Origin of the sequence: Pseudoalteromonas sp. SG44-1 (genome assembly GCF_014164315.1) — a bacterium.
Lineage (GTDB): Bacteria > Pseudomonadota > Gammaproteobacteria > Enterobacterales > Alteromonadaceae > Pseudoalteromonas > Pseudoalteromonas rhizosphaerae.
Map to the genome: position 1 here is coordinate 1 of NZ_JACJEW010000109.1, position 4,804 is coordinate 4,804.

Consider the following 4,804-nt stretch of genomic DNA (forward strand, 5'->3'; position numbering starts at 1 on the left):
ATCTTCTCACTAACACTCACTAACACTCACTAACACTCACTAACACTCATTCACTTCTCTTTGTACAAAAATAGTTTTCGTAGGAGCCGGCTTTAGCCGCGAACGAAAGATTTAAAAGATTCATTCACAAATAGGTTAAGAGGCGCGTTTAAAATTGCGCGAGGTAAACTCCTGCCTACGGGGTGGCATTGGTGCTTGGGTTGTCGTAGGCGCGGCTTTACGCCGCGCGGTTTATAAAATTCATGGCTAAAGCCATTTCCTACATCGTCGATTGAGATTGGTTAAATACCAAGAGTTAAGGTTAATTCTAACTCCTTCTTTTCCTATGCTATCCATCCCCATCTGCTTTACCTCCCAAGCTGTTTTAGGTAAGTTAAAACTAGATTAGTTCTAGGATAATAATAATGAAGCAGTTTAATCGTCGAGATTTTTTAAAAGCCGCGAGTGCTACGGCAGCGGCTAGTGTGATTTCAGGATGTGCCACGGGTACTCAAAGTGGCGTTATTACTCCCCCAGCGCAAGGGCGCTCTGTAATTGGCCTTGTCGCGCCAAAAATGGATGTAGTACGGGTTGGGTTTATAGGCTTAGGGCAGCGTGGTTTTGGCCACGTAAAGCGTATGAGTCATATTGCTGGTACAGAAATTAAAGCAATATGTGATACCCATGACGAAGTCTTACAGCGTTCAGCTAACTACCTCACTGACAAAGGGTTGGCTAAGCCTGCACTTTATACTGGCGCCGATAATGCCTATCAAGCAATGCTTAATCGCGATGATATTGATATTGTGATTATTTCTACGCCATGGTCGTGGCATGCACCGATGGCAATCGATACCATGAATAGTGGCAAGCATGCTTTTGTTGAAGTGCCATTAGCATTGACGGTTGAAGAAATGTGGCAACTAGTTGATACCGCTGAGCGCACGCAAAAGAACTGTATGATGATGGAAAATGTCAACTATGGTCGTGATGAGTTAATGGTATTGAATATGGTTCGCCAAGGCGTGTTTGGTGAGCTGCTACATGGTGAGGCGGCGTATATTCATGAATTACGTTGGCAAATGAAAGAAGTGGAGCATAAAACTGGTTCTTGGCGTACCGCTTGGCATGCAAAACGAAACGGTAATTTGTATCCAACGCACGGTTTAGGCCCTGTGTCACAATATATGAATATTAATCGCGGCGATCGGTTTGATTTTTTAACCTCGATGAGTTCACCGGCACTGGGCCGTAGCGCCTATGCAAAGAAAGAATTTCCAGCCGATCATCAACGTAATCAGCTTAATTATATTGCTGGCGATATGAATACCACGCTTATCAAAACAGTAAAAGGGCGCAGTATTATGGTTCAACATGATACCACCACGCCACGTCCATACTCGCGCCATAATTTAATTCAAGGCACTAACGGTGTGTTTGCTGGTTTTCCAAATCGTATTGCGCTGGAAGATGGTGGTTCGAAGAGCTTCCATGAGTGGGATTATGAAATGGCTGATTGGTATAAAAAATACGACCACCCACTGTGGACCAAAATGGGCGAAGAGGCAGAGCGTAACGGCGGCCATGGCGGCATGGACTTCTTAATGTTCTGGCGGATGATTTATTGTTTACGTAATGGTGAGGCGCTTGATCAAGATGTTTACGACGGCGCTGCTTGGTCTGTTATATCGCCGCTGTCGGCACAGTCAGTTAGTAATCGTAGTGCGTCAATTGATATTCCTGATTTTACCCGTGGTGCATGGCAAAGTGCCAAACCGCTAGGAATAGTTGGTTAAATGCTAAGAGCTGCGCGAGGCAAACTCGCGCATATTGTGTTTTTGCGTCAGCAAGCATAACGCCTACGGGTGTTAAAGTTTATCTCGGTGTTAAATTTACTTTGATGTTTATTACTTATTTGTAGGCGAGTGGCTTGCCACCGCATTTTAAATGTGGCTCGGTGTTGGTGCGTCAGCAAGCTCAACGCCTACGGTGTTAAGGTTTATCTTGGTGTTAAATTTACTTTGATGTTTAATTAATTACCTGTAGGCGAGTGGCTTGCCACCGCGTTTCAAAATGTGATGTGGTGTTGTTGCGTCAGCAAGCTTAACGCCTACGGTGTTAAAGTTTACTTTGATGTGTAATTTATTACTTGTAGGCGAGTGGCTTGCCACCGCGTTTCAAAATGTGGTGTGGAGTTTGTGCGTCAGCAAGCTTAACGCCTACGGGTGTTAACGTTTATCTCGGTGTTTTATTACTCACTTGTAGGCGAGTGGCTTGCCACCGCGTTTTAAAATGTAGTGTTTTTGCGTCAGCAAGCTTAACGCCTACGGGTGTTAAAGTTTGTCTCGGTGTTAAATTTACTTTGATGTCTAATTAATTGCTTGTAGGTGTGGTTTTATGCCGCGCTTTTGTATTTAGATGTTAGATGGAGCTAGTCTCTGCCTTTAACCTATATCTTTCATTGCTCGGTGGTGAACTTAAAATTGCGAGTGATAAACCCTCGCTTACAAACTTTGTTACATATTAAAAGCGCTTGTTTTGGTTCATCGGTTTATTGTTGCACTGAACAAGTTTAATATGGAAATAGCGAATATTCTATCGAAGTACTTTATTTGAGTGGTGAATATTTAAACGATAACTAACAAATGAGATAGTCATGAAAAAAGTAACTCTAACTGCGGCAAGTATTGCACTTGCTTTGGGATTAGTCGGTTGTGGCGAAAAACAAGAATCAACAAAAGCGCCTGAGGCCACGGTGGTTAGCGCACCAGTAGAGCAGTTAAATTCAGGTATTGAATTAGCAAATATAGATAAGTCGGTCCGTGCACAGGATGATTTTTATTATCACATTAATGGTCAATGGTTGGCGACGACTGAGATCCCTGGCGATAAATCAAATTACGGTTCATTCTCACAATTGTATGACGACTCTCAAGCCGCAATGAAAACAGTGCTTGAACAAGCGGCTGCTAATACAGCTGCTAAAGCCGGAACTGATGAATATAAGCTAGGTGCGTTCTTTAAGAGTTACATGAATGAAGCCAAGCGTGATGAATTAGGTATAACACCGCTAAATGGTCCGTTAACTGCTATTGATGGTGTTAAAAATAAGTCTGATTTAGTTACACTTATGGCGCAAATACGTATTCAAGGTGGCGCGGTGCCATTTGGTTGGTATGTAAATAATGACGCTAAGAACTCGAGTGAAAATGCATTATATGCGTATCAATCAGGCCTTGGCTTACCGGATCGTGATTATTATTTAAAAGATGACGAAAAGTTCACTAAAATTCGTGCCGCGTACCAAGTTTACATTGCTGACGTTCTAAAACGCGCAGGTGTAGAAAAAGCCGATGAAGCTGCTAAAGCAATTATTGCACTTGAAACCAGTATTGCTGATGCACAGTGGACGCGTGTTGAAAGTCGTGATGCTACAAAGTCTTATAACAAAATGAGCGTAAGTGATGCAAGTAAGCTAACTGGTGAGTTTGACCTTGCTGAATACTTCAAAGCGTCTGGTGTAAATGTACAAGATATTATCGTCAGTCAGCCTAGCTACTTTGAAAAGTTTGCCGATATTTATAAAGCAACAGACCTTGAAACGTGGCAACAATACCTTAAATTTCATTTAGTAAGTAACTACGCAGGTATATTAGATAAAGATCTGGTTGATTTAAACTTTAACTTTTACAGCACCACATTACGCGGCGTAAAAGAGCAAACTCCGCTTTGGAAACAAGCCGTTGATGCATCAAATGAAGTGTTAGGTGAAATTTTAGGAAAAGTGTACGTTAAAGACAATTTCCCGCCAGAAGCAAAAGCGCGCATGGAAGAGTTAGTTGATAACGTGATCAAAGGCTATGGCGTTGCGATTGAAAATCTTGAGTGGATGAGCCCTGAAACCAAGCTTGCTGCGAAAGAAAAGCTCGACAAATTTACCCCAAAAATTGGCTACCCAGATAACTGGAAAGACTATTCACAGTTAAGCATTAATGCGGATGATTTAGTTGGTAACTATATTCGCCATAGTGAATGGGCTTATGCCGATATGATTGACAAGCTAGGTAAGCCAGTGGATCGTTCTGAATGGCATATGACACCACAAACAGTAAATGCTTACTATAACCCGGTGAATAACGAAATTGTATTTCCTGCGGCAATTTTACAACCACCATTTTTTAACTTAGAAGCTGATGATGCGGTTAACTACGGTGCAATTGGTGCGGTAATTGGTCACGAGTTAGGGCATGGTTTTGATGACCAAGGTGCTAAGTATGATGGTGATGGTAATTTACGTGATTGGTGGAGCGAGTCAGACCTTAAACAGTTTGAAGAGCGCACTGGTCAGTTAGTTGCACAGTATAACGAGTATCAACCATTTGCAGATGCCAGTGTTAATGGTCAATTGACCTTAGGTGAGAATATTGGCGATTTAGGTGGCCTAACGGTTGCTTTCACTGCTTATCAGCTATCGCTAGGTGGCGATAAAGCGCCAGTCATTGATGGTTATACCGGTGATCAGCGCTTCTTTATGGGTTGGTCGCAAATTTGGCGTCGTAAATACCGTGACGAAGAGCTACGTAACCGCCTAATGACAGATCCGCATTCACCAAGCCATTACCGCGTGATCGGTATCTTGTCGAATATGCCTGAGTTTTATCAAGCATTTGACGTTAAAGAAGGCGACAAAATGTATATTAAACCAGCTGATCGCGTAAAAATTTGGTAATTAGTTTTTATTAGTTTGATGATTAAACGGTGGCTTAGGCCGCCGTTTTTGTTTTGAGGGGGAGTAAAAGGTTAAAGGTTAAAGGTTAAAGGTTAA

General features: G+C 42.3%; 2 protein-coding genes. Both read left to right on the forward strand.

Features of this window, described 5'->3' with window-relative positions; translation table 11 throughout:
- The first annotated feature begins 404 nt into the window (after positions 1 to 404).
- On the forward strand, positions 405 to 1,775 hold the full coding sequence (locus tag H5187_RS22625) for a Gfo/Idh/MocA family protein (RefSeq protein WP_182762695.1): 1,371 nt from the start codon (positions 405 to 407) through the stop codon (positions 1,773 to 1,775).
- An 860-nt stretch (positions 1,776 to 2,635) separates the two neighbouring features.
- On the forward strand, positions 2,636 to 4,708 hold the full coding sequence (locus H5187_RS22630; RefSeq protein WP_182719610.1) for a M13 family metallopeptidase: 2,073 nt from the start codon (positions 2,636 to 2,638) through the stop codon (positions 4,706 to 4,708).
- Positions 4,709 to 4,804 lie beyond the last annotated feature (96 nt).